Origin of the sequence: Microcystis panniformis FACHB-1757, assembly GCF_001264245.1 — a bacterium.
Classification (GTDB): Bacteria; Cyanobacteriota; Cyanobacteriia; order Cyanobacteriales; family Microcystaceae; genus Microcystis; species Microcystis panniformis.
In genome coordinates this window covers 5,659,407-5,679,078 of record NZ_CP011339.1, presented here as the reverse complement: position 1 = coordinate 5,679,078, position 19,672 = coordinate 5,659,407, and the positions used below count along the sequence as shown (strand labels likewise).

Sequence of the window (19,672 nt, the reverse complement as noted above, 5' to 3'; positions counted from 1 at the left end):
TTTTAAATATATGTTGAGCTTAATAGAAAAACTAAAACAAGTCAAGGACTTTCGGAAAGATAAAGGAAAAAGACACCCTTTATGGATAGTATTAGTAGTAATAATACTAGGAACAATGCTAGGATACTCAGGTTATAGAGAACTAGGAGAGTTTGCTAAAAATAATCGGCACAGGCTGAGTAAAGAATTTAACATAATTCCAGAAAGAGTCCCATCCTATTCAACAATTAGAAGGGTAATGATGGGAGTTGACTGGCAGAGTTTGTTAAAAATGTTTAATGAATGGGCATTACAAGAATATGGACAAAGAGATGATATAAATTGGCTAGGCATAGATGGAAAAAGTCTCAAAAACACCCTAAAGAATCCTAACAATGAACAACAAAATTTTATCATGTTTATCTCATTGTTTAGTCAAGAAAGTGGCTTGGTATTACACTTAAAAAGAATCGAAAACAAAAAAGGGTCTGAAATCGACGAAGGGCAAGCTATAATTGAGGATTGCTCTCTCCAAAATAAAGTTTTTACTGGGGATGCTTTACACTGTCAGAAGAAAACAATCAGCTTAATAGCCAAGACTAAAAATGACTATGTTATCACCGTTAAAGGAAATCAGAAAAATCTTTATCAGCGAATACAAGACCTGAGTAATTCCTCAAAGCCAGAAAGTTTTTTTCTTGAACAAGATAATAGTCATGGACGAAAAATATCAAGAAAAATAGAAGTTTTTAAAGTGAGGAAAAATGAAAGAAAAGGGTTTGAAAATCTGCGAAGAGTTATTAAAGTAGAAAGAAGGGGTAGTCGCGGGGATAAAACCTATGAAGAAACAGCTTACTATATCAGTAGCCTAACCGAATCCGCCGAAGTATTTGCTAAAATTATTCGAGGACACTGGAAAATAGAAAATCAGTTACATTGGGTAAAAGATGTAATTTTTGAGGAAGATAAAAGCGAAATTAGTGATTTTCAAGCGGCCAGCAATTGGTCAATTCTCACAACCATAGGATTGAATCTTTTCAGAGGTTTGGGTTTTCTCTCAATCACAGAGGGACAGAGGTGGTTAGCTGAACGTTGGGAAAAACTGATAGTTTTATCGACGTAAGAAGCAGAAAAATTAGCTAAATTAACAGGATGTACTCTCAGAAAATTTGAAGAGAGATAGGCTTTTAGTGGCTTGGGAACAAGCTTTATCAATTTATTCATAATAAATTTGGCAGAGGATTAAAGATTAGTTATTGTGACTAACTATTTTGATTAGAAAAAGATAAACTTGAGAATCTTCAGTCAAATTTATTGACTCAAAATTAGCTGTACTTAATTTAAATGAATCAACCCTAGGGTAGGGTGGGAGCGCCGGGGGCTTGGGGTGCGCCTTGAATGATAATTTCGGGGTTGGGGACAAGGGGCGCACTTTGGGCGAGCAGTTTTTCACTAGCTAAAATGCGATCGCTGATCTCCTTTTGTACGGCATCGGGGGTGGGAACGAAATTCTTAGGTCTTTTTTGTAAATTTCTTGACTAAACTCTTGCGAAAATTCAATTTTTGATGTAGTCGATTTTAACTCTGAACCATCGAAGGACTCGGGGGTTTCGGCCAAAGTGCTCAGGGGAGCCATCAATAAAAACGAGGCAATTTGGGGGACAAACAGAGCATAACGGGACGAATTCACTTTAATTTCACTCCTCAACAATTGGGGTATTCAACGGACAAAAAACTAAACACTCACACCGGATTGAAAACTATTATTGGCGCGGACTAGCGGGGGGTTGACCTTCGGCGGGGGGTTGACCTTCGGCGGGGGGGGCGGTGCTAATTTCGCCAATTCTTCAGCATTGAGAGGAATAATCACATCGAGAAGAAAGGTGGTAGTAACGGGTTGATCGCCTTGGGGAACGATAGTGGCTTTATTGTTGCCAGTACTAACCACTTGAACCGCCGATCCTTCCTTTTCCATCTGGGTATTGAGACTGTTGAGCAAAATGAGCGGCTGTAATCTTTCTAAATCCCGAATAACCTCTTGAGTGTTAGCATAGTTCCCTTCGATCTTGACGTTAAGAGTTTGACGTTTGAGCTTATTATTAACCGCGCTACCGAGGGAACCATCGGAAACCACCACTGGTTCTAGTACTTGGGGTTGGAAACTAATCAGCTTAACATTGCGAGACTTAAAGATCTTGCTAATATCTAAGAGAATTGTGCTTAAGTTCTTTTCTTGAGCAAAAAGCGCGAGAATTTGCTGTTTAGTTGCCTCTTTTTGTTGCAACTGACTCTCAATTTTTGCTAATTCGGCCGGTCCGAGACCGCTTTTTTGTTGATCTATCTGTTGTTGTTTGCCAGCTGCATCGTTTTGCAACTGTTGCAAGGTATCATAAGCGGGCATCACCCAGTTAAAAAGCAGATAGAAAGAGCCAAGTAAACCTAGCACAGCGGCAGCGATGCCACTATTGCGGGGAGTAAAAGTTATCCCGAAAGCGATAGGATACTCCTCAAATTCCTCTAATTCCCGATCTTCAAATTCTTCGGTAAAGGTCATGGTTGAATGGCTCCTTGGCGTTTGAGAGTGTTAATCCTAGTGATAACTCCGATCGCTCCATTCCGGGCGAGATTGGGCAGTTGTTCCGTAGCGGGAGTATCACTTAATTGGGCGGTGATCACAAATTGAACCGCTTGGGGGAAAGTAACATTAATATTTTTGTACTGATTATCCACCTCTACGGGTAAATCGGCCAGGGCAGCACTTTCGATCACCGTTTGCCTACCCTGTAAAAAAGGAGAAGCTTGTAGGGTTAAGAGATAATCATTGACTGCTTCGTAATTACTGGCAAAACCACTGATTTTTAAGCGAGTAGCCCGATTCTGTTGCCCTTGATCTGGGGCAGCGGGAACCTCCACCTGCTGCACACTGGTTAGCTGGACACTAGGGGGAGTTTGCAGGCGAATTTCCTGAAGAATAGCTGACCAAGGCCTAATCTGATTGAATACAGTTACCAGAGCTTCATTTTCTTCTCCTACCGCCGTTAGTTGCGCTTTCATGTCTTCTAGCTTTTTGCTTTGGGCTTGCAGTTGACCTAATTCCGCATCCAGTTGCTGAATTAGGGCCTGAGTTTCGCTGGTTTGCCAACCGAGGATTAAACCGAGTAATCCCGTCAGTGTCAATAATCCGGCCCCCACTCCCACACCGATCAACAGGGGTGTTTGTTTACGCAGGTTAATAGCGGTGGAAATCTTGGCTGCGGGGGTTCCTTTCCCCGTTTGGCTAAGATGGCGATCCTTAAGAAAATTAACGTCAAGACTATACATAATTTTTGTCTATACCTCCCGTAATCCTAAACCGAGAACTGTTCCTAATCCCGGTCTTTCGGTATTAGGAATCTCTTGAGTTGTATCTAAGTTCAGTGATGCGATCGGATCGATTGCCATGGTGGGGACGCTGAGACGTTGAGTAAAGTATTCGTCTAGTTGCGCTAAACCGCCCCCGGGACCGGCTAAAAGTAATTGGACGATTTCCAGGTCATCACTTTGGTTAAGATAGAAATTAATTGATCGCCGTAACTCATCGGTTAATTCCCCTAAAACGCGCATCAGTGCCGTCATCCCGGCGTTAGTAGGGGCCCCGGAAGTGCCGGTATTGGTGCTAAGACTATCAAAGGCAATAATCGGAATTGTCATCCCCAAAAGAATCTCAGGACTGCGGGAGGTGGGCAAATTCATCGCCCTGGAGAGGGCATTTTGTAGCTGGGAAAGTGCCGATGGGGACAGTGCGGGAAAATTGGGGAACGCCGTCCACCACGATGGCAATTTCCGTGTTATCAAATTCTATATCAACAATAACGGCGGCTTCATTGGAACTAAACTGTCGCAAATGCTCGCGAATCGTCCGAATTAGGGCAAAACTATTAATTTCTAGCACATCTACCTGTAATCCTGCCTGTTGGAAGGTTTCCATGTAGGCATCGGTAATCTCCCGACGAGTGGCTACCAGCAAAACCTGCACTTTTTCGATCCCGTCTTCATCCTGAAAGTAGCCTAGTTTTTGGTAGTCGAGATCCACTTCCTCGCGAGGATAGGGAAGGTATAAACTAGCCTCATGATTTAAGACCAGATTTCGCAATTCCTGATCGTCCAATTCCGAGGGAATGGGGATCATCCGGATAATTGACTCGCGCATCGGCACACCAGTAGCGACTCGTTTGCTGTTAATTTTATTTTCCTTGAGGACTTCTTGGATTAATTCCGCTAAAGCGGGGAATCGACGATTTTTCCCTCCTCAAAGATGCCTTCCCGGATATCCGACGAACAACATTTAACTAATTGATAATTTTGTCCCTGTTTGGCGATCTGAGCTATGTTAATGCGCTCTGGGGTGATCTCTAACCAACACCTTGAGGTTTTTTTGTCAATAGCTTTTTAAAAAAACTTACCATAGATTTTCCTGGGCAGCTCTAAGAGAATTAGTGATTAACAAAGCCAATTTTTTGACCTGATTTTATCTAGGGTCGATCAAGGCAGTAAATCAGTCTATAAACGATCCTGACTGGGTAAATTACCCAGAAAAGGTAAAAATCGAGAAGGAGAGAAGCTATTTCGTCCCTAAATACTAACCCGATTATCTGTGTTCAGATCGAGGTTAATCTTAACTGGGTGAGAGGAGAGGAAGTGCCTATTGATAGTGACATTGTACTCAATTTTGGTGAAAGAACCAAGTCCAAGCTAAAAATTGGCCATTACCCCCCCTTTTTTTTCTGCTCCACTAGATCAAGTCAGCTTTCCCTAGTTAGGGGTTGCGGCAAAAAGTTTTTCGTGGGGGCAGGGTGTCGGGGTCGGGCATCGGGTTTTAAGCTAAGAGGCATTTTCACAGCCCGCCAATTCAAAAATGAAACGCAGGACTCCTCAAGACAAAAGTTCAAGAAATCTTAGAAGTTATTAAAATAATACAAAAATAAACTCAACGTAAACCTAAAACATTGTCAAGGAAAATCAATCATGTTTCTCCGTCCTTTCTCTATCTTAATTACCCTCTGTCTCGGTTTAGGCTTCCTTTCTCTCCCTCGGCCCGTTCAATCTTTACCTTTAAATGCGATCGCTCAAGTCAATGCTGCCTCAACTGCTCTGGACTTTTTCAATCAGGGAGTAAAAAGATTACAACAAGGTGATCTAGAGGCTGCCATTAATAGTTTTAATGAAGCCATTCGTCTTAATCCTAACTATGCTCAAGCCTATGGCAACAGAGGAATTGCCTATAGTCGTTTACAGCAATATGACCAAGCCCTGGCTGATTATAACCAATTTATTCGCTTTAATCCCAATTCAGCAGTAGCTTACTATAACGAGCAACTTTGTATGATCAATTAGGAGATTCTCAAAAAGCGATCGCCGATTATGCTCAAGCAATACGACTTAATCCTAATTTCACTCAAGCAATTAGTGGCCGAGAAATTGCTCAGAATAAATTAAGAACACCTCAACAAAGTATCTCCACTACTAACGCGCTCGCTCAATATTTTTCCAATGGAAGGAATGCTAAGGATTTTTTTGTTCAGGCGATGGATAAATATGACAAAGCAGATTTTGATGGTGCAATTGTCGATTTTAGCCAAGCGATTCAACTCAAACCCGACTATGCTCAAGCTTACATGGGCATGGCAATGGCATATAAGGGTTTAGGAGATTTAGAAAATCAGATCACAGAGCTACGAAAAGCGGCAGAATTACTTCAAAAACAGGGAGATACAGAAGCATACCAGACAACCATAGATTTAATCAAAGTAACTCAGGATTTGATCGATAGCATTCGATCAAATCCTAATTCTAAACTAGCCTTTGCCGAGTTGTTTTTTAATTATGGAATATGGAAAAAAAGGAAATTTTGTGCAATCGCTGGCACAATTTAACCTGGCGATACGTCTCAATCCTAACGATGCTATTGCTTACATTCTTCGAGGCGACGCATATTTGAGTTAGGGGAATATCAAAAAGCGATCGCCGACTACACCCAAGCAATTCGCCTCAATCCTAACGATGCTCGTGCTTATCTTTTTCGAGGTAATGCCTATGGTCAATTAAAAGAATATCAAAAAGTGATCGCCGACTACACCCAAGCAATTCGCCTCGATCCTAACTATGCTGATGCTTACAACCTGCGAGGGCTTGTCTATGAAATGTCAGGAAACCGTCAAAAAGCGATCACCGACTTGGAAAAAGCAGCCAATTTATATCAGCAACAGGGTGACACAGCACAAGCTCAAAAAGTCTTAGATTTGTTGAAAGAATTACAGCAATAAACTCAAGGTAAACCTAAAACATTCGGCCTGTTCAATCTTTACCTTTAAATGCGATCGCTCAAGTTAATGCTGCCTCAACTGCTCATTCCATCAGGGAGTAAAACAACGCCAATTCAAAAATGAAACGCAAGACTCCTCAGATTTGACAGAGAAAGGCTCATCGGTATTGTCCGAATCAATACAACCCAAATTCCGCAGGTGGAAAAAGACAAAGGAAAAGACAGAAAAAGCCGAACAATTCACTAAATATAAATACTCAAGAAAGTCTCAGGGTGAGCGCATTGAAAACTCTATTGACAATTGGTCAATTAGGTTTTGTCCCCTTAGATATTTCTGGCTAAAACTAAATATTTAGCCACGGTGTTAGGAACTAGCGTCGTCAGACGTGGATGGTAAAACCGCTGCCTAGTCGAGCCGTCAGGACTCAAACGGTAAGTCTGCCAAAGGAAGCGTCAAAAGCACAAAATCTGTGAGATTAGCGTTTCCAAAGCTAATCAAGCGCGAAGCGGATTAGCCTAGTTCATTTTTTCTAGACACTATTTTTTCGTGACTCCAGGAAACCGGCGCTCAAATGCTTCTGACGGCGTGATTTTCCCGTATAATTAGGAGTTTGCACAGTGACAAAAGAAGTTAAGGAGCGAGTTCGATGGCACGAATGTACTATGATGAGGATGCCAATTTAGATTTATTAGCGGGAAAAACGATCGCTATTATTGGTTATGGTTCCCAGGGTCATGCCCACGCATTAAATCTCAAGGATAGTGGCGTTAATGTGATTGTTGGTCTATATCCCGGCAGTAAATCGGCAATCAAAGCCAAAGAAGCCGGTATTCCGGTTTATGATGTGGCCCAAGCCGCTAAAATTGCCGACTGGATCATGATCCTCTTACCGGATGAAGTGCAGAAAACGATTTATCTCCACGAAATTGCCCCGAATTTAAGCCCAGGCAAGGTTTTGTCTTTTGCCCACGGCTTTAATATTCATTTCGGTCAAGTGGTTCCCCCGGATAATGTCGATGTGGTTATGGTTGCCCCCAAAGGACCGGCCATCTCGTCCGTCGCACCTACGAACAAGGTCAAGGAGTCCCCTGTTTATTCGCCGTCTATCAAGATGCTACCGGCCAAGCACGCGATCGAGCGATGGCCTACGCTAAAGGTATCGGTGGCACTCGGGCCGGGGTTTTGGAAACCACTTTCCGCGAGGAAACAGAAACCGACCTTTTTGGCGAACAGGCAGTATTATGCGGTGGTTTAAGTGCTTTAATTAAAGCTGGCTTTGAAACCCTCGTGGAAGCTGGTTATCAGCCCGAATTAGCCTTTTGAGTGTTTACACGAGGTGAAACTGATCGTCGATCTGATCGTCGAGGGCGGTTTGGCCAAAATGCGCGATAGTATTTCCAATACAGCCGAGTACGGTGACTACACTCGCGGTCCGCGGTGGTGACGGAAGCGACTAAGACCGAAATGCGGAAAATCCTCGGGGAAATTCAATCGGGACAATTTGCCAGAGAGTTTGTCCTCGAAAATCAAGCAGGTAAACCGGGTTTCACCGCTATGCGTCGTCAAGAAGCAGAACATTCGATCGAAGAAGTCGGCCAAGACCTGCGGGCAATGATGAGTTGGCTTAAACGCTAGTTCTCTTTTTTTCGGTGGGGGTTGGACGCAACGCGGCAATTCTTGCCCTTGCGTCCGTCCCGACACCCTACACCCCACACCCCAAAAGGAAAACCTCCTATGTCACCATTTAAGATAACTGCTGTATTCCCATTTCAGTAGCCCTCCTGCAAAAATAAGTTATCGAGCCGCTATTGGGTCACAATATCTAAAAGCTCGGATAAATTCGACATAATCTTAGGTTTTATGGATAGTCTAGTCGTCTCTTGTCTTTTTTCTTCTCCTGACTCCGACGACCGGCTACTGACTCCTAACCCTAACAACAATTTTTGATTTTTACAAGAGGTCTAGTAGATCGCCTCTCGTGATTTGACCAGACCGATCGCCCGTAAACCGGCAATCACACCACAACCGATCACCATACCGACAAAGGAACGAATCAGATTTTCTAGGGGAACGATCCCAATTAAAGCGATCCAGACTTCTTCGGGCCAGTTAAAAATCGAGTAGGTAATGGCGACGGCCCCTAAATGGGAGAGGCCGCTGGCGGTCCAGGTACCCCCAAAAATTCCCGCCGCTACTAGGGCCAAATTGCTGCCTTTGATCCAATGGGTAAAAAGAGTCCGGGTTGGTAGGATAAATAATACCAAAGCTGACCAATCGACGAAAGCCCCGGCAATAAAGATTCGTGGCGAAATGCCGTTCAGTCCGATCGCCCGGTTAGCGTAGATAAACAGGGGAATCAGAAAAATTAACGTTAATCCTAACCACCAATAACGGCGTTTTTTGCCTAAAACCATCGTTCCCGCCACAAAACTAGACAAAATCGCCCCAAAGACCGAAATAGCGGGAATTCCTGCTGTGTAGGGGGCAAGGAAAGCCCCAATTAAGGACCCAATGCCACTAGCGATCGCTCCAGCGATCGGGCCGAGTAACCAACCCAAGAGGGGAAAACCGCTTGACTGAGGGGCATACTACCGCCAGAAGCGAGGACAATGGAGAAGGGAATAAAAGAAAGGGTGGTGACAATGGCGGCTAAGACGACATATAGGCGATCGGCGCACCATCAATGGCGGCACTACTGACAGCTTCCACTTTGCGTTCTTCCCCTTCGGGATAATATCTAGGGTCATAGTTGCAAGGGTAATTCTAACTTTTCTATCATCCTCTGGTTTGATCTTCTTCGGGCAATTATTGATTTTTTCGATAACAGCGCACGGTAATGTGATCCTAAATCCGTTGAGTATGGGCTACATACCAGGACAGGCACCCATGCAAAACGGAGAATAAATAATCAGTCTTTAACAACTGGATTTATAGCGTTTCCTGTTCGCAAGAGGTACATTATCGATGTTAAAAAGCTTGTTCAGCAAAGGTTTAACTGTGCCACATAGTGTGAGAACGCTATAGTATGACATCCAAACAGATAAAACTCAAAAACAGTAGAGCCAGCTTTTGGCGTATATCCGCAAAAACTGGCACCTTCTATCTACTGACTTTCATATATTTAAGGTCTTTATCTCGGCTGACCTCATTTCAAATTGTCTATAGTATTTCCTACTTTTCCATCGTTTCCTCTATACTTAATTATTTTTTAATATTTACTTCTGTGAGGATTGGTCAGGTTTTATTAAGTAATGCTGCGGATGGAGGGAAACGCCGAGAATTTGTGATATCCACACCTCAAAATCGTGGATTGGATAAGCTGCCCCCCCGTCAAGGGATTTACCATTGGTTTCACCAGAATGGTAAACATTCCCAGACGATTTCCCGCTAAAACATCGGTAAACAAGCGATCGCCAACCATAGCAATTTGTTGGGGGAAGACTCATGGCTGCCATCGCTTGCCGGAGTTTGCGTCGAGAGGGTTTCACCGCACCGAGAAGGTAGGGAAGTTGTAAATTATCAGCGATCGCACCGATCCGATTTTCACTGAGATTATTGCTGACCAACCAAATCGGTAGATCAAGACGCAAGGAATCGACCCCAACGCTGTAAATCGTCAGAAACCGCCGTTTCCTGGAGGGGAACAAGGGTATCATCCACATCGAGAATCAATCCCTTAATCCGATGCTGACTCAAAATCTCCAGAGTGAGACCGAGATCGTATCCCCTAAAATTAAATCGGGTTGTAGAATTTTTGCTCTAGTCATTACTTCTCAAAAATAACTGCACCGAGTCGATCGACTCAGCTTCCCTATTAGTATAAATGACGACTGCCTCTGAAAATCTTGCCCGGTCAATCCCTTTACTGGCCGCTCGAATCACTGTAAACTGCCACCAGCGTATAATTTTTGTTGACAATCACGAAAACCGATCGCCTGTAAAGATCGGATCAGATCCATCGATAAACTGCAAGCGGTATCGGTTTCAAATAATTGCAAAAATAGGGCTAAAGAGGCCAAAAAGCGGGTTAGTGGGTCGATGAAAATCCACGAGGGCAAAAATTCCCCCGGTCTGAGAACTCGATACACTTCTTTAAGGATTTGCTCTAACTGCTCCGGTTCCATTTCGTGGAGAGCGGCGCTAGTATGAACAAAGGCGAATCTCCGGCATTAAAGGGCATTTTTCGGCTAATCCCTCCACATATGCGCTTGCGGCACCGCTAAACTAGCTCGCTCCAAGGCCCGGGGAGAGACATCTAAACCGACACAGCGATCGGATAGGGGTACTAAATAACGGGTGGTTTGACCCGCACCACAACAGAGATCGAGGATAGGGTCATTTTAGCGATTTTAAACCTTCTAGGGCCAATTGCCGAAAACGGGTCTCCCCACCCACCGCTAGGGCAGCCAGACGGGAGATACCATCGTAAAGCCATTGATATTGATAACTGAGGGGACGTAAAATTGTCGCCAGATCAACCTCCAAAATTTGATTAAGTTCGATATTGTCTGTAATTTGTTTTAACGGTTCCACCGATATATTGTTAAACTTGGTAAAGAATCTGAAAATTTAAAAATTATCTGTTAACACTATGGGTCGCGTTGGGTTTTATTATTAAATTTGGGTGGGCCGGAGCGGTTAGAGGATGTGCGTCCTTTTCTATTTAACCTTTTTTCTGACCCAGAGATCATCCGTTTGCGATCAAAGGATTACAAAAACCGTTAGCTTGGTTAATATCGACGCTAAGAGCGAGTAAATCCCAAGAAAATTACCGTCAGATTGGTGGTGCTCCCTTTACTCAAGATTACGGAAGCACAGGCCACAGCACTGCAACAACGTCTCGCGGAAATGGGCGCGAAGTGAGCGTTTATATCGGGATGCGTTACTGGAATCCCTTCACCGAAGAAGCGATCGAGCGGATTAAACGGGATCATATCAAAAAATTAGTTATTCTTCCCCTTTATCCCCAATTTTCCATCAGCACCAGTGGTTCCAGTTTTCGTGTGCTGGAGGAAATGTGGCAGCAGGATCCCTATCTGCGTTTGACGGAATATACTCTCATCCCTTCTTGGTACGATCATCCCGCTTATCTGAGTGCTATGGCCGATCTGATCGCACGAGAATTAGAGCAGTGTCCTAATCCTGACCAAGTACATATCTTTTTTAGCGCCATGGTGTCCCCAAAGTTATGTGGAGGAAGCGGAGATCCCTATCAAAGGCAATTGAAGAATGCACTAGGGCGATCATGCGTACGCTCAACCGGCCCAATCAGTACACTTTAGCCTATCAAAGTCGCGTCGGTCCGGTGGAATGGCTAAAACCCTACACTGAAGATGCTTTAAAAGAGTTGGGAGAGCAGGGAATTAAGCATTTACTGGTCGTGCCGATTAGCTTTGTCTCGGAACATATCGAACTCTGCAAGAAATCGATATAGAGTACCGAGAAGTGGCGGAAGAAGCGGGAATTGAAGATTTTCAGCGAGTACCGGCTCTTAACACTCACCCGATGTTTATCGAATCTCTCTCCCAGTTAGTGGTCAAATCCCTAGAGGAAAAACCCACCACTTTCGAGCAAATTACCCGTCCGAAAGCGAATATGAAAATGTATCCCCAGGAGCGTTGGGAATGGGGAATGACCACGGCAGCTGAGGTGTGGAATGGTCGATTAGCGATGATCGGTTTTCTGGCAATTATTATCGAATTAATTACCGGTCAAGGACCGTTACATTTTGTTGGTTTATTATAACCTCAAGCTTCGTTGCCATTGCTTTTGATGGTAACTACCAAAATAAGGTTGGGTTTAACTATATTTAACCCAACCATTGGCGATTTCATCTTCTCTTAGGACATCATATTAGCAGAACGAACATTAACGTTAACTTCTAGCCTGCCATTGCCGAGCATATCTAATCCAGTGACGCTAAACAGATTAGCTTTAATCCCCCTTTCCTGAAAATTAGCCTGTAATTCTTTGATGAGAACCTCTTCCACTTTCCCCTCATCATCTGCTAGAGCTTGGACGATTTTAGCGGCGAAAGAGCCAATTTTTGCGCTCAATATTTCTTCCACATTGGTAATCTCGATAATAACCATTGATTTTTCTTCTTAGTAGAGGACAATAGCTTGACAAGCCAATAAGAACAGAATTTGCGAGAAATAGAGCTGCTCTCATCTTAGGAATCAGTATAACCTGCACTGTTCCCCCCTAAACGTAAATAGGCTTCAATAAAGCTATCTAAATCCCCATTCATTACCGGGTAACATCGGTGGTTTCCACATTACTACGGAGATCCTTAACTAATTGATAGGGATGAAAAACATAGTTACGGATTTGATTGCCCCAAGCGGCCTCCACCATATCGCCGCGAATTTCTGCGATCGCTTGAGCCTGTTGTTCCCGAGCGATAATTAACAATTTCGCTTTTAATAAAGCTAGGGCTTTTTCTTTATTTTGTAATTGCGATCGCTCTTGGGTACAACGTACAGCGATACCTGTGGGAAGATGAACCACACGCACGGCAGTTTCCACTTTATTAACATTTTGTCCACCTTTTCCCCCCGATCTAGTGGTGGTAATTTCTAAATCTTTATCGGGAATTTCTACCCTCACCGCATCATCGCCCAAAATTGGCATCACTTCCACCCCGGCGAAACTGGTTTGACGTTTACCGTTAGCATTAAAAGGAGAAATTCTGACTAACCGATGGGTGCCTTTTTCTCCTTTCAGATAACCGTAAGCATAAGTTCCAGCAATTTCAATTGTCACCGATTTAATTCCCGCTTCATCTCCTTCTGATATTTCCGCTAAAGTGACTTTATATCCCTGTTTCTCGGCCCAGCGAGAATACATTCTCAGGAGCATTTCTGTCCAATCTTGGGCATCGGTTCCCCCGGCCCCCGCATTAATCGTTAAAACCGCTCCTTTTGCGTCGTAGGGACCATTTAAAAGCTGTTGCAATTCCCAGCGATCGAGGTCATGCTGTAAATGAGTTAAATTGTCCGTCGCTTCTTCTAGTAAAGTTCGATCGGATTCTAATTCTAATAACTCGATAATTGCCTTGGTATCTTCTAATTGTCCACACCAACCCTGATAGGTTTCTAAAGAAGATTTACATTCATTTAGTTCTTGCAGGGTTTTTTGAGCAGTATCGGGATTATCCCAAAAAGTGGGGACAGCTGCCACCTGTTCTAAGTCTTTAATTTTGGCCCTTAAAGTGGGTAAGTCAAAGATAGTCCTGGGTTTTACCCAGGCGCGATCCTACTATCTCGATGCCTTTTTTTAGTTCTGATATTTCCATATTTTCAGTTATCAGTTATCAGTTATCAGTTATCAGTTATCAGTTATCAGTTATCAGTTATCAGTTATCAGTTATCATTTATCAGTTATCAGTTATCAGTTATCATTTATCAGTTATCAGTTATCAGTTACTCTAGAAGTCAGGAGTCAGGAGTTGAGAGTTGGGGTTTTAGGGTTTTGGGGTTTTAGGGTTTTGGGGTTTTAGTTGAAATTCCCCCATTTCCCCATTTCCCCATTTCCCCATTTCCCTTATCCACTATCTGTTCCCAGTTACGCAGTTCCAGCGTTCCCTAAAATGGTACGATCGATCCGCGCAGGGGGGCAAGACTTTGTAAAGCGTTTTCAGCCTTATCACGATTGCTAAACGCGCCTATTTGCCAGACGCGACGACCTTGGTGGGAAGTGGGGAAAGCGTCGGGATAGAGAGAACGAAGCTTAGTGCGATCGCTCTCGGTCTTGGCTTCAATTACTACTTTAAAACCTTTGCGGCCACTATTACCAGTATTACCAGTATTACTACTACTGGGATTAGGGGCAGCCCGATTAAAAGTGATTACGTCTGACAAACTTCTCTGATTGCCTAAATTGCGCGGTGGCGGTGGTGGTACAATTGCATTAGTATTCTGGGAATTGGGAGGAGTTAGGGGGGGTAAATTAGGGGTAACTGGGGGCTGTGGCGTTAAATTTGACTCTGGTACTCGATTAGTGATCACTGGCTGAGGATTGCTCTCTACTGCTGTTTCTGCAGCGGTAAAGGTATATTCTCGCACTTCGGGATCACCGGAAGGATTAACCGGTGTTTCTGCTTTGACGGATTCTCTGGGGGGGGGTGTGGGGGGGATAGACGATTGGGTACCTGCGAGTAATTCCGGGGGAGGATTGAAACTGGGACTATCGGCAGTTAGATAGATATGACTGAGATTTTGACCGGCTAGACTGCGTTTAGTAAAGCGCCAGCCATCGATGAGGTAAATTTGCATTAAACCGGTCCCTAAACCTTTTGTCCGTCCAATAATTACCTCCGATTGCCTGGGATTGCGGGGGTTCCCACGAGGACTAATTCCCCGTTGCGTTGTACGATACGCAGCAGGTATTCTAAACCGTAATCTGTGCCGCGAATGCGAAGGGAATAACCGTTACTGTCGGTGGCCCGTTCACAACTGCCGGTAAAATCGAAATCGAGGAGGAGAGGCTGAACAATGGTCGGTTCTCTGCCATTTACCGCCCAACATTGGCGTTTTCCGGGGATTTGTTGCAAAATCAGTAAATCGTATTTACCGTTACCGTAGGGACGGGCAATAGCGATAAAATCCTCTTGATTAACTTCTCGTTGTTCAAAGAGAGTTGCTTGACTAGGTGTAGTCAGGAGACAACCCCCCAGAAGTGAAAACAGTAGGGTAAATTTTAAGGATGATTTTAGATTCATAAATAAGGAGCCTTGTTATGGAGATTGTACTTGCATTTATTTTATCGATCTAGACGCAAGCCAGAGAATTTTGTTTTCAAAGGAAGAGACTCGACCTAATCCACAGTAGGATAGAGATTGCTAAAAATTGACCCTTGAGTAGAGTGGCAACAAGATGGCGAAAGCGGCGATTATTGGATTGGGAAGATCGGGAATAGCAGCGGCAAGATGCTTAAAACGGGATGGTTGGCAGGTGACATTAAGCGATCGCTCTGATTCTCCCAGTTTACAAGCAACCAAAACCAATCTAGAAAGGGAAGGAATTATCGTCAATCTTGGTCAAAATCTCAGTCTAGAGGCTTCGGACTTGCCTAATCTTATCGTGGTAAGCCCCGGCGTGCCTTGGGATGCCCCGATTTTAATTACTGCCAGAGAAAAAGGCATCGAGACGATCGGAGAATTAGAATTAGCTTGGCGTTATCTGCAATCTTCTCCTTGGTTGGGGATTACGGGAACTAACGGTAAAACCACCACCACCGCCCTCTGTGCCGCTATTTTTCAAAAAGCGGGGTTAAATGCCCCTTCCTGCGGTAATATCGGCTATGCCGCCTGTGAATTGGCTTTAAAAGCCGATAAATACGATTGGATTATTGCGGAGATTAGTAGTTATCAGATCGAGTCCAGTCGGGATTTATCGCCGAAAATCGGCATCTGGACAACTTTTACCCCCGATCACCTCAGTCGTCATCAAACCCTGGAAAATTATTATCAGATTAAAGCCTCTTTACTGCAAAGAAGCGATCGCCAAATCCTCAACGGTGATGATCCCTATCTGCGTCAAATCGGTGTTAGTCAATGGCAACAAGCTTACTGGACTTCTGTGCAGGGCAAAGCTGCGCTTTTGGGCGATCCTAGTCGTGGTGTTTATCTCCAAGATAACTGGATCGTGGCTTTTGGCGAATTAATTGCCCCGGTTAATCTCCTGAAAATGGTGGGTAGTCACAATCAGCAGAATTTGCTTATGGCTGTGGCCGCCGCTAGATTGGCAGGAATCGAGAAAAAAGCCATTACCGAAGCGATCGCCACTTTCCCCGGGGTTGCCCATCGCTTAGAGTATATTTGTACTCATAAAGGACTAGACTTTATTAATGATAGTAAAGCAACTAACTACGATGCGGCCGCAGTAGGCTTACAATCCGTCCCTAGTCCAGCGATTTTAATTGCGGGGGGAGAAGCGAAAGCAGGGGATGATCGGGCTTGGATCGCTGAAATTAAGGCAAAAGTCGCCACTGTGCTGCTGATTGGTGACGCTGCCGCCGATTTTGCCCGTCGTTTACAGTCAGCAGGTTATCAAGATTATGAATGTGTAGAAACGATGGACAGGGCAGTTCAACGCGCGGCTGAACTAGGAACAGCAAAAGAGGCTAAAGTGGTGTTATTATCCCCCGCTTGCGCTAGTTTTGACCAATACCAAAGTTTTGAACATCGCGGCGATCACTTTCGGCAATTGTCCTTACAGTTGTAGGGAGATGGCTTTTTAGCCGTCAGCCTTTTCAGTGATCAGTGAACAGTAAACAGTAATCAGTGAAAAGAAGGTTCCGAAGTTGGGTTCTATTGGAATTGAAGGTGATCAGCTTATCTTATCGAAAAAAGGGCATAAGCCTTATGTCCCTACCATTAATATCGTGCCAGCTGTAGGGTCGCAAGGTTTGCGCCCATTATGTGACACAGTGAACATTTTTCACCTGATGTCCAGAAGACCCCGAAGTTTTCACCTAACACTGTCTACTTAAAACTGCAATCTGATAACTGATTACTGATCACTGAAAACCCTAACACCCTAAAACCATGTTGCGGACGACTAAGACGCAATTTTTGTTCCCCAAGATACTATTTTTTGGCTAAGTTGGGTAAGATCAGGAGAAGTTAACCAAAAAATTAAGAGAAAAAAACGTGCTGGGATCGTCCTTCCATCTTGATCATCTGTTTAAAAAGCCCCTAATTGCCTGTCTTTTGTCCTGTGTGGGTGTCTTGCTGCCGATCCCAGTTTTAGCGACACCGGTGGCAGTGTTAAAAAGTCAAGAAAATGCCAATCAATGGACAGATATAACCGAACGTTTGCAAAATGTCGGGGTTAATTACTGTATTCTCCAGAGTAACCAGTGGCAAAGCGACACGGATTTAAATAAAATTAAGGTTCTAATCATCCCCAATGTCGAGACTATTTCCGGTTTACAAGCTGGTGTCTTGATTCGTTGGCTGAATCGCGGTGGTAAAATTATCGTCACCGGTCCGGCGGGAAATCTTTCGGAACCTGCTGTGCGGAATCAACTGCGATCGCTATTTGGGGCTTACTGGGCCTATCCCCACTCCCAAGCTTACACCCTGCGGCCGACTAATTTAGGTGAACTGAAAAACCAAAAACCTTTAGCCAGCAGTCTCCTCGGTGGTGTGGTTATCCCCACGGGAGTTAATAGCCAAACCGTCGCCGTTTGGGGGGCGCGCAATAATCCCCCGCCGTTGTCCTCAATAATAACTCGATCTTTCTCGGTTGGCGCTGGGGCAGCAATGCCGTCGCTAATCTCGCCCTCGATAGCGCTTGGCTAGAAACCGCCCTGCAACGCTACGGCATTAATCGCAGTTCTTCTCCTAGCACAATTGCGCCCTATTGTCAAGGGCAATCAACAATAGTTAATAATATTAATAATACCCCAACAGCGATCTCGCGTAGCGAGCGCGTTGCGACCGCACCCCGTCGCCCTCTACCCCAGATTGCAGAAAATCCCCCCAGTGAAACAGCGAGATTAAGTCCGAATACCGAGGCAATTCCCCCGAGAGCGAGCCTAACTTCTCAACAAATTAGCCAGATGACGGCGGAATTGCAGGGATTAATCGGGCGTTATGGGGTGACTCTCTTAGCTTTAGAAGCCAGTAATAATAACACTTTAACTACTGATAAATCCTTAGCACAAGCATTTCATAATCGTGGGAAAAATTCCAGCGCATCAGATACAGCTAGACGATTCCGTTTAGCCCTAGAAAATGCCCAAGGAACCTTAAATAATTTTCAGAATTTAATCGCCCAGGGTTCCTATACGCAAGCGCGGGAATTTTGGTTACAAGCGCGGCGAAGTCTTTGGGATAATTATCCCACTAATCGACAATTTGCCCAACCAGAAATACGGGCAATGTGGTTAGATCGAGGCACAATCGTAGAAGCTAAAAATGAGGAGGATTTAGCTAAAGTATTCGATCGCATGGCGGCAGCCGGTATTAATGTGGTCTTTTTCGAGACAGTTAATGCTAGTTATACTATTTATCCCAGTCAAGTTGCCCCCGAACAAAACCCTTTAACCAGAGGTTGGGATCCCCTAAAAGTTGCCGTTAAATTAGCCCATGAACGTAATATGGAAATCCACGCCTGGGTGTGGGTTTTTGCGGCGGCTAATCAAGCTCATAATAAAGTATTAGAGCAACCATTAGATTATCTCGGTCCGGTTTTATCCCGTAATCCCCATTGGGGGGCAACTAATAAAAGTGGTGGTTCTTTTGATTACAGTCAAGGCACGAAAAAAGCCTTTTTTGATCCTGCTAATCCCGACCTACAGAACTATCTTTTATCTCTTTACGAGGAAATTGTCAAGAATTATGATGTGGATGGCTTGCAGTTAGATTATATTCGCTATCCCTTCCAGAGTCAAGATTCTAATCAAACCTACGGTTATGGTAAATCCAGCCGGTGGTTATTTAAACAAATGACAGGAGTTGATCCCATTACTTTAAATCCCCGGGGTGCTTTATGGGAACAATGGACTAGCTTTAAAATCCGTCAGGTTGATACTTTTGTTTCGCAGGTTTCTACTCGTTTAAAACAGATTCGTCCCCAATTAAAAATGTCGGCGGCAGTGTTTCCCCTAGAACAAAAAGAACGGTTATATCGTATTCAACAAAACTGGGAAGAGTGGGGACAAAATCAATGGATAGACCTGATATTTTTAATGACTTATGCTCTCGATACAGGGACTTTAGAAGATAAAACCAAGTCTTTATTTGATCGCCAAATTGCAGGAAATGCTCTGATTATACCCGGTATCCGTCTGTTAAAAGTACCCGATCAAGTCACGATCGATCAACTACAATTTATTCGCAATCTTCCCACTTCGGGATTCGCTCTTTTTGCCACAGAAAATCTCAATCCCAATCTGCAAACAATTCTTAATCGTATTCAGGGATCGATAATTACCAAAAAAGCCGAACCTTTACCCCACCGTCAACCCTTCAAAACGGCAGCGGCGCGGTTTAATTTCCTGCGTCAAGAGTGGAGTTTTTTAATAACGAATAATTTATGGGCAATGGAGGAAGGAACCTTAAAAACTTGGGGACAAGACGTGGACGAAATGGCTAATTTATTAGAGCAATTAGCTAATAATCCCAGCCCTCGCAATTTGACTTTAACTCAAAATGCCTTAAAACGATTTAGCTATCAATTTAAATCTGTGATGTCCAGACAAAAAGATTTATCTGCCTATCAAATACAGGTCTGGGAAAATCGCCTCGCAACCCTACAAAGTCTCTTAAGTTATGGTCAAAGGGTTGAGTTTTAATTAGGGTTTACTGAAAAAGTTTGTCGGTGGAGACAGGAGACAGGAGATAAGTAGGTGGGTGGAATTAAATATAAGATGAACGTAGG

At 44.0% G+C, this 19,672-nt stretch carries 12 protein-coding genes and 12 pseudogenes; 14 read left to right on the top strand and 10 right to left on the bottom strand.

Annotated features, from left to right (window positions below):
* Window positions 1-10: 10 nt before the first annotated feature.
* Window positions 11-1,102: an ISAs1 family transposase gene (locus tag VL20_RS26575; RefSeq protein ID WP_128575398.1), complete on the top strand. Its 1,092-nt coding sequence runs from the start codon at window positions 11-13 to the stop codon at window positions 1,100-1,102.
* A 235-nt stretch (window positions 1,103-1,337) separates the two neighbouring features.
* Here VL20_RS26575 and VL20_RS30835 read toward each other — a convergent pair.
* From VL20_RS30835 to pilM, 4 genes and pseudogenes are all read right to left on the bottom strand, one after another.
* A pseudogene (locus VL20_RS30835) lies at window positions 1,338-1,669 on the bottom strand (pilus assembly protein); the annotation flags it as partial.
* A 73-nt stretch (window positions 1,670-1,742) separates the two neighbouring features.
* Window positions 1,743-2,533 (bottom strand): annotated as a pseudogene (locus VL20_RS26570) (pilus assembly protein).
* Window positions 2,530-3,300, bottom strand: a complete 771-nt coding sequence (locus tag VL20_RS26565; protein ID WP_052278327.1) for a PilN domain-containing protein — start codon at window positions 3,298-3,300, stop codon at window positions 2,530-2,532. The pseudogene VL20_RS26570 and the gene VL20_RS26565 overlap by 4 nt, the downstream one beginning before the upstream one ends.
* Window positions 3,301-3,309: 9 nt before the next feature.
* Window positions 3,310-4,424 (bottom strand): annotated as a pseudogene (gene pilM / locus VL20_RS26560) (type IV pilus assembly protein PilM).
* Between the two features lie 559 nt (window positions 4,425-4,983).
* Between pilM and VL20_RS26555 the strand changes: the two are divergent.
* The 6 genes and pseudogenes from VL20_RS26555 to ilvC all read left to right on the top strand — a co-directional run bounded on the left by VL20_RS26555 (window position 4,984) and on the right by ilvC (window position 7,916).
* Complete coding sequence (locus VL20_RS26555; protein WP_284525941.1) at window positions 4,984-5,352, top strand: tetratricopeptide repeat protein; 369 nt, start codon at window positions 4,984-4,986, stop codon at window positions 5,350-5,352.
* Window positions 5,337-5,891, top strand: coding sequence for a tetratricopeptide repeat protein (locus tag VL20_RS33495; protein ID WP_284525940.1), 555 nt, complete (start codon window positions 5,337-5,339; stop codon window positions 5,889-5,891). Before VL20_RS26555 ends, VL20_RS33495 begins: the two co-directional genes overlap by 16 nt.
* The gene (locus tag VL20_RS34015) at window positions 5,842-5,961 is read left to right on the top strand and encodes a tetratricopeptide repeat protein (protein ID WP_128575354.1); all 120 of its coding nucleotides are present in this window, start codon (window positions 5,842-5,844) and stop codon (window positions 5,959-5,961) included. The genes VL20_RS33495 and VL20_RS34015 overlap by 50 nt, the downstream gene beginning before the upstream one ends.
* Window positions 5,949-6,074, top strand: a pseudogene (locus VL20_RS34010) (tetratricopeptide repeat protein); the annotation flags it as partial. The gene VL20_RS34015 and the pseudogene VL20_RS34010, both read left to right, overlap by 13 nt.
* A gap of 3 nt (window positions 6,075-6,077) precedes the next feature.
* Complete coding sequence (locus tag VL20_RS31430) at window positions 6,078-6,281, top strand: tetratricopeptide repeat protein (RefSeq protein WP_052278326.1); 204 nt, start codon at window positions 6,078-6,080, stop codon at window positions 6,279-6,281.
* A gap of 646 nt (window positions 6,282-6,927) precedes the next feature.
* Window positions 6,928-7,916 (top strand): annotated as a pseudogene (gene ilvC / locus VL20_RS34005) (ketol-acid reductoisomerase).
* Between the two features lie 326 nt (window positions 7,917-8,242).
* On the opposite strand, the pseudogene VL20_RS26540 reads toward ilvC, so the two are convergent.
* From VL20_RS26540 to VL20_RS34000, 3 pseudogenes are all read right to left on the bottom strand, one after another.
* A pseudogene (locus VL20_RS26540) lies at window positions 8,243-9,028 on the bottom strand (hypothetical protein).
* A gap of 468 nt (window positions 9,029-9,496) precedes the next feature.
* A pseudogene (locus tag VL20_RS26535) lies at window positions 9,497-10,048 on the bottom strand (YqeG family HAD IIIA-type phosphatase).
* Window positions 10,049-10,159: 111 nt separating this feature from the next.
* A pseudogene (locus VL20_RS34000) lies at window positions 10,160-10,754 on the bottom strand (class I SAM-dependent methyltransferase).
* 174 nt (window positions 10,755-10,928) lie between these two features.
* Between VL20_RS34000 and VL20_RS33465 the strand changes: the two are divergent.
* The 4 genes and pseudogenes from VL20_RS33465 (at window position 10,929) to VL20_RS33450 (ending at window position 12,026) form a co-directional block, all read left to right on the top strand.
* Window positions 10,929-11,006, top strand: coding sequence for a hypothetical protein (locus VL20_RS33465; protein ID WP_284526194.1), 78 nt, complete (start codon window positions 10,929-10,931; stop codon window positions 11,004-11,006).
* Window positions 10,982-11,563, top strand: a complete 582-nt coding sequence (hemH, locus tag VL20_RS33460) for a ferrochelatase (protein WP_369800486.1) — start codon at window positions 10,982-10,984, stop codon at window positions 11,561-11,563. The genes VL20_RS33465 and hemH overlap by 25 nt, the downstream gene beginning before the upstream one ends.
* Window positions 11,470-11,765, top strand: a pseudogene (locus tag VL20_RS33455) (ferrochelatase); the annotation flags it as partial. The gene hemH and the pseudogene VL20_RS33455, both read left to right, overlap by 94 nt.
* A 21-nt stretch (window positions 11,766-11,786) precedes the next feature.
* Complete coding sequence (locus VL20_RS33450; RefSeq protein WP_369800485.1) at window positions 11,787-12,026, top strand: chlorophyll a/b-binding protein; 240 nt, start codon at window positions 11,787-11,789, stop codon at window positions 12,024-12,026.
* Between the two features lie 95 nt (window positions 12,027-12,121).
* Here VL20_RS33450 and VL20_RS26520 read toward each other — a convergent pair whose 3' ends face one another.
* Both VL20_RS26520 and prfB read right to left on the bottom strand, forming a co-directional pair.
* Complete coding sequence (locus VL20_RS26520) at window positions 12,122-12,373, bottom strand: hypothetical protein (protein ID WP_002739055.1); 252 nt, start codon at window positions 12,371-12,373, stop codon at window positions 12,122-12,124.
* A gap of 80 nt (window positions 12,374-12,453) precedes the next feature.
* A pseudogene (prfB, locus tag VL20_RS26515) lies at window positions 12,454-13,578 on the bottom strand (peptide chain release factor 2).
* On the opposite strand from prfB, the gene VL20_RS26510 reads away from it, so the two are divergent.
* The gene (locus VL20_RS26510; RefSeq protein WP_158499398.1) at window positions 13,550-13,714 is read left to right on the top strand and encodes a hypothetical protein; all 165 of its coding nucleotides are present in this window, start codon (window positions 13,550-13,552) and stop codon (window positions 13,712-13,714) included. The pseudogene prfB and the gene VL20_RS26510 sit on opposite strands and share 29 nt — an antisense overlap.
* A 153-nt stretch (window positions 13,715-13,867) precedes the next feature.
* Here the strand turns inward: VL20_RS26510 and VL20_RS26505 are convergent.
* Window positions 13,868-15,003, bottom strand: a pseudogene (locus VL20_RS26505) (DUF3747 domain-containing protein).
* 154 nt (window positions 15,004-15,157) lie between these two features.
* On the opposite strand from VL20_RS26505, the gene murD reads away from it, so the two are divergent.
* On the top strand, window positions 15,158-16,507 hold the full coding sequence (gene murD, locus VL20_RS26500; RefSeq protein WP_052278325.1) for a UDP-N-acetylmuramoyl-L-alanine--D-glutamate ligase: 1,350 nt from the start codon (window positions 15,158-15,160) through the stop codon (window positions 16,505-16,507).
* 428 nt (window positions 16,508-16,935) lie between these two features.
* A pseudogene (locus tag VL20_RS26495) lies at window positions 16,936-19,586 on the top strand (glycoside hydrolase family 10 protein).
* The last annotated feature ends 86 nt before the right edge of the window (window positions 19,587-19,672 follow it).

Coding starts and splice junctions, on each gene's coding strand:
- VL20_RS26510 (WP_158499398.1), top strand. CDS start 13,550: ATGCCTTTTTTTAGTTCTGATATTTCCATATTTTCAGTTATCAGTTAT.
- VL20_RS26575 (WP_128575398.1), top strand. CDS start 11: ATGTTGAGCTTAATAGAAAAACTAAAACAAGTCAAGGACTTTCGGAAA.
- VL20_RS33450 (WP_369800485.1), top strand. CDS start 11,787: ATGTTTATCGAATCTCTCTCCCAGTTAGTGGTCAAATCCCTAGAGGAA.
- VL20_RS26565 (WP_052278327.1), bottom strand. CDS start 3,300: ATGTATAGTCTTGACGTTAATTTTCTTAAGGATCGCCATCTTAGCCAA.
- VL20_RS26555 (WP_284525941.1), top strand. CDS start 4,984: ATGTTTCTCCGTCCTTTCTCTATCTTAATTACCCTCTGTCTCGGTTTA.
- VL20_RS34015 (WP_128575354.1), top strand. CDS start 5,842: ATGGAATATGGAAAAAAAGGAAATTTTGTGCAATCGCTGGCACAATTT.
- murD (WP_052278325.1), top strand. CDS start 15,158: ATGGCGAAAGCGGCGATTATTGGATTGGGAAGATCGGGAATAGCAGCG.
- VL20_RS26520 (WP_002739055.1), bottom strand. CDS start 12,373: ATGGTTATTATCGAGATTACCAATGTGGAAGAAATATTGAGCGCAAAA.